Here is a 5,213-nt window from a genome sequence, read left to right as displayed (position 1 = left end):
CGCGTGGGGATTTTCACCAGGTTTTCCTGCCCGATCCCGGCCAGCCGCACCGCCTTGTCGACGGAGCTATGGGTTTGCGCCGAGGCGTAGATGCGCAAGACCGGCTGGCCAGACAGCCCCTCGCTCAGCCCGTGCCAGTCGAGCGCCTGTTCGCGCATGGTCAGCACGGCCGAAAGCGTCGCCGTGGTCGCGGTGTCGTGGATCGTCCCGGAAAACCCCTCGGGAAGCCCCAGCCCCGCGCGCAGCCACTGGACCATCCGTTCCTCTATCTCGGTCGCGGCGGGCGAGGTCTGCCACAGCATGCATTGTGCAGAAATCGCGTTGGCCAGTTGCTCGGCCAGCATCGAGGCGGGCGAGGCATTGGAAGGGAAATAGGCAAAGAAACGCGGGTGCTGCCAATGGGTCATCGCGCCGGGCACGATCCGCTCGAAATCGGCAAAGATGTTCTCCATCGGCTCGGCGGTTTCCGGCGCGGCGGCGGGCAGAGCGGCGCGGACCGATCCGGGGGTAACGGCAGGGCGCACGGGCCTGTCGCGCAGGGTCGCGTGATAGTCGCGAACCCAGTCTGCGGCTTTCGCGGACCATTTCGGCAGGTCGTCGTGGTTCATGGCGCTGTCCTCCTGACCGCCAATGCTTATCATGTTAAGCAGTATCTGCAAGCACCGCGTGGCTGCGTTCCACCTCGATCAGGCGGCGCTTGCGCCAAAGCCCGCCGCCGTAACCCGTCAGGCTGCCATCGGCCCCGATCACCCGGTGACAGGGGATCAGGATGGCGATGCGATTTGCCCCGTTGGCGCGTGCAACGGCACGGGTCGCCTCTGGGCGGCCGATCTCTTGCGCCAAGTCCGAATAGCTGCACGTCTGCCCCGCCGGAATGCGCTGGAGCGCCTGCCAGACCCGGCGCTGAAACGGGGTTCCGCCGGGGGCAAGGGGGACGGTGAATACGCTTCTGTTCCCATCAAGGAACTCGGCCAGCTGCCGCGCGATCTCTTCGGTCGGGGCAGGGCGGCCAAGCCCCAGATCGCCTTTCGCATCGCGCCAGAGCGCCTTCAACTCCGCAGGCAACGCCTTGCGATCGGCAAACTCCAGAAGGTATAGCGCCCGTTCGTCGCTCACCGCGATCATGGGGCCGAGCCTCGTGTCGATCCAGTTGGCCTGCAAGCGGGCACCGGGTTTCAGTTGCCCCGGCGCGACCCCCATGAGCCGGGCGAAACTGTCGCGAAAGGCCGAGGGGCTTTCAAACCCTGCCTCAAGCTGTGCCTCGGTCACACTGCCTGTTTCAGAGAGTGCGCTGAATCCGTCGCGCAGCCTGCGCAGCCGCGCCATGTCGAGAAAACTCATCCCGAAATGTCGCTTGAAGGCGCGCCGCACGGTCGAGGGATCATGGCCCCGGGCCACGAGATCCGCCTCGCGCCAGCGGTAGGCGGGATTTCGGTCAAGCGCTGCCAGCAGATCGTCCACCAGCGGGTCGCCGCTCTGGTTTAGAGGGTGGCAGCGTTTGCAGGGGCGACAGCCCGCCTCTAGGCAGGCCCCGGCGCTGTCATAAAAGCTGCAATTCCGGCGCAGCGGTTTGCGTGCGGGGCAGGTGAAGCGGCAGAAGATACCTGTCGTGCGCACCGCAACAAATGCACGCCCGTCATAGGCGGGATCCTTCGCGCAGAGCGCGGCATAAAGCGTGTCGGGGTCGGGCAGGTCAAAAAGGCTCATTCCCCGAACTTACCCGATTCCCCTTTGCGATGACGCCGGAATTCGGGCGTCAATCTTGCGTGGCACCGGCCCGTTCGCGGGCAAAGTCCAGCAAGGTGGCCACCGCTGCACGCAGGCGGTCGTCGTCAACTGTCAAAGCCACGCGGATATGCCCTGCCGCCGCCTGACCGAAGCTTTCGCCGGGCATGACGGCGATCTGGTGTGCCTTTAGGAGCGCGAATGCAAAATCTTCGCCGCTCATCCCGGTGGCGCGGATATCCAACATGGCATACATCGCCCCCTGCGCCGGGATGGCGCGCACGACCTGCTGCGCTGCCACAAGGTCCATCACCAGCCCGCGCCGGCGGCGGAAGGGTTCCGCGATCCGCGCCTCGAACGCCTCCCCCAGTTCAAGTGCGAAGAGCCCCGCCGACTGCACGAAGCCCGCGACCCCGTAATTGGTGTTGGTGGCCAGCTGGATCAGGTTCTCGGTCACCGCCTCGGGCGCCACGATCCAACCGCAGCGCGACCCGGTCATCGCATGGCTCTTCGACAGCGACCCGATTTGCAGGGTGCGCTCGGCCATGCCGGGCAGGGTGCGCGGGCTGATATGCGGGCCTTCCCAGACCTGGGTGTCATAGACCTCGTCCGAGATGAGCCACAGATCATGATCCTGCACCACACGGGCGATGCCATCCATGGTCTCGGCGCCGTAAACCGCGCCCGTGGGGTTGTTGGGCGAGTTGATCAGCAGGGATTTCGCCCCGGAGGCCAGCTTGGCAATCTCTGCCGGATCGGGTTGGAAACCATGGGCCGAGCGCGCTTTGACGGGCACCGGAACGGCACCAACGGAGCGGATCGTGCCGGGATAGGTGGCGTAATAGGGGTCGATGAAGAGCGCCCGGTCGCCCTCGTCACAGGCCGCATGATGGGCCATGAACAGCGACGCTTGCCCGCCCGGCGTGATCATCACGTTGTCGCGCGTGGTTTTCAGGCCCGAGCGTTCCGTTACCCGTTCGGCCACCTTGTCGCGCAGCGCGTCGATGCCGGGGATCATGGCGTAGCCGGTGTTTCCGGCGCTGGCCGAGGCATGCATCGCCTCCAGGATCTGGGCATCGGTGCGGATGTCATGCTCGCCGATGGTCAGTTCGGTCACATCGACGCCGTTGCCGATCATCCGGCGGGCCTCGATGAACAGGCCCCAGCCATCGTCGCCATCTCCGTTCAATGTCGAAATACGCCGTGATTGCCGCATCGCCGCACCTGTCCGCCTGATCGTGATTCCAAGGCCCCGAGGGGCGCAGATCATTTTCCCCTTGTCAACGCCCGCCCCGGCAGTTTGCCGGAGGGGCTTGGCAGGGCGGCGGAAGCGGTCTAGGGTCGCGGCCATGAACGCAACCGTCTGCATTATCTGCTGCATTATCCGCTGACATCGTCAGGGCGGTCCGTTCGTTGCTTCCAAACCTTAGCAGAAGTTGATAGGCCCGCCCGCGAGCGCCCCTCGTGAGGACAAGGCCATGACCACGATCAAGCTTCACAACACCCGCACCCGGCAAAAGGAGGTTTTCGAGCCGCTGGATGCCGGCAATGTGCGCATGTATGTCTGTGGGCCCACGGTCTATGACCGCGCCCATATGGGCAATGCGCGCGCGGCGGTGGTCTTTGACGTGGCCTACAGGCTGCTGCGCCACGTCTACGGGGCCGAACATGTCACCTATGTGCGCAACTTCACCGACGTGGATGACAAGATCAACGCCAAGGCCGCCGAAACCGGGCGGCCGATTGGCGAGATCACGGCCGAAACGACCCAGTGGTATCTCGACGACATGGCCGCGCTTGGCGTGATGGAGCCCAACCAGATGCCGCGCGCGACACAGTATATCGGCCAGATGATCGCGATGATCGAAGGGCTGATCTCCAAGGGGCATGCCTATGCCGCCGATGGTCACGTGCTCTTCTCGGTCAAGAGCTACCCCGAATACGGGCAACTCTCGGGCCGCTCGGTGGATGACATGATTGCAGGGGCCCGCGTGGAAGTGGCCCCTTACAAGCGCGACGCGATGGATTTCGTCCTGTGGAAGCCGTCCTCCGACGATCTTCCGGGCTGGGACAGCCCCTGGGGGCGTGGGCGTCCGGGCTGGCATATCGAGTGTTCGGCCATGAGCTACGAATTGCTGGGGCCGAGCTTCGACATTCATGGTGGCGGCAACGACCTGATGTTCCCACATCATGAAAACGAAGTCGCCCAAAGCTGCTGCGCGCATCCCGAGGGCCAGTTCGCGCGCTATTGGCTTCATAACGAGATGTTGCAGGTCGAGGGCAAGAAGATGTCCAAGTCGCTTGGCAACTTCTTCACCGTTCACGACCTGCTGCACCAGGGCATTCCGGGGGAAGTGATCCGCTTCGTCTTCCTGCAGACCCATTACGGCAAGCCGATGGACTGGACCGCGAAAAAGGCCGAGGACGCGGAAAAAACGCTGCGAAAGTGGAGAGAGCTCGCCAATTCCACCAAAGGTGAAGGGGAAGTCGATCAGGAAGTTGTCGATGCTCTGGCTAATGACCTCAACACTTCGAAAGCGATCACCCGACTATATCAGCTCGCCAAAGCAATCCAGGACAGGCAACGTGCAGATGTGCCGCAAAGCAAAATTGATGACTTCGCTGCCTCCGCACGTCTTTTGGGACTGCTTGAGGACTCAGCTGTCATGGGGGCTTGGGTGTTTGATGGCGCCGTAAACGAGCTTGCGGCAAAATCTCAATTAGTAAATCTATCAGCTATCCTGAGCCTCGCACGCACAAAGGCATTGGAGTCCAAAGATTTTTCCGAAGTCGACCGCCTGAAAGCGGCGCTTGTCGCGGCGGGTGTCGAAGTGCGCATGTCCAAGGCGGGGGTGGAACTGATCCCGACGCCGGGCTTTGACGCCAGCAAGCTGGAGGACCTGGCATGAAGAATTTTCCGGAAAATTCTTCCGTGGGGGCGTTCGCATGACCAAGGCAAGGCTTTACATCTACGACACCACCCTGCGCGACGGCCAGCAGACCCAGGGTGTGCAGTTCTCCACCTCTGAGAAGCAGACCATTGCCACGATGCTCGACCAGCTCGGCGTCGACTACATCGAGGGCGGCTGGCCCGGGGCGAACCCGACCGACAGCGCGTTCTTCGAGGCAGCACCGCAGACCCGCGCCACGATGACCGCCTTCGGCATGACCAAGCGGGCGGGTCGGTCAGCGGAAAACGACGAGGTTCTGGCCGGTGTTCTGAACGCGGGCACGGGCGCGGTCTGCCTTGTTGGCAAGACCCATGATTTCCACGTGGAGACCGCGCTCGGGATAACCCTTCCCGAAAATGTCGAGAATATCGCCAAATCGGTGGCCCACCTGGTGGCGCAGGGACGCGAGGCGCTGTTCGATGCCGAGCATTTCTTCGATGGCTACAAGGCGAATGCCGCCTATGCGCTGGACTGCCTCAAGGCAGCACTTGAGGCGGGCGCGCGCTGGATCGTGCTTTGCGACACCAATGGCGGCAC

The 5,213-nt window shown here is 63.4% G+C and carries 4 protein-coding genes and 1 pseudogene; 2 read left to right on the top strand and 3 right to left on the bottom strand.

Going from position 1 to position 5,213, the window contains the following annotated elements:
* From ACEQXV_RS18100 to ACEQXV_RS18090, 3 genes are all read right to left on the bottom strand, one after another.
* A partial coding sequence (locus ACEQXV_RS18100; protein WP_370270342.1) for an aspartate aminotransferase family protein occupies positions 1–608 on the bottom strand: 608 nt, incomplete at its 3' end.
* A gap of 34 nt (positions 609–642) precedes the next feature.
* Positions 643–1,707 carry a bifunctional transcriptional activator/DNA repair enzyme AdaA gene (locus tag ACEQXV_RS18095; RefSeq protein ID WP_370270341.1) on the bottom strand — a complete coding sequence of 355 codons (1,065 nt, stop codon included), beginning with the start codon at positions 1,705–1,707 and terminating at the stop codon, positions 643–645.
* A gap of 49 nt (positions 1,708–1,756) precedes the next feature.
* Entirely contained in the window at positions 1,757–2,941 is a 1,185-nt protein-coding gene (locus ACEQXV_RS18090) for a pyridoxal phosphate-dependent aminotransferase (protein ID WP_370270339.1), read from the bottom strand.
* Between the two features lie 262 nt (positions 2,942–3,203).
* On the opposite strand from ACEQXV_RS18090, the gene cysS reads away from it, so the two are divergent.
* A complete protein-coding gene (gene cysS, locus ACEQXV_RS18085; protein ID WP_370270338.1) occupies positions 3,204–4,634 on the top strand; it encodes a cysteine--tRNA ligase in 1,431 nt (476 codons plus the stop codon).
* Between the two features lie 37 nt (positions 4,635–4,671).
* A pseudogene (locus ACEQXV_RS18080) lies at positions 4,672–5,213 on the top strand (citramalate synthase); the annotation flags it as partial.

Source organism: Nioella sp. (genome assembly GCF_964229645.1).
In the GTDB taxonomy this organism is placed as follows: domain Bacteria; phylum Pseudomonadota; class Alphaproteobacteria; order Rhodobacterales; family Rhodobacteraceae; genus Nioella.
This window is presented reverse-complemented; position numbering and strand designations above follow the sequence as displayed.

Coding starts and splice junctions, on each gene's coding strand:
- ACEQXV_RS18095 (WP_370270341.1), bottom strand. CDS start 1,707: ATGAGCCTTTTTGACCTGCCCGACCCCGACACGCTTTATGCCGCGCTC.
- ACEQXV_RS18090 (WP_370270339.1), bottom strand. CDS start 2,941: ATGCGGCAATCACGGCGTATTTCGACATTGAACGGAGATGGCGACGAT.
- cysS (WP_370270338.1), top strand. CDS start 3,204: ATGACCACGATCAAGCTTCACAACACCCGCACCCGGCAAAAGGAGGTT.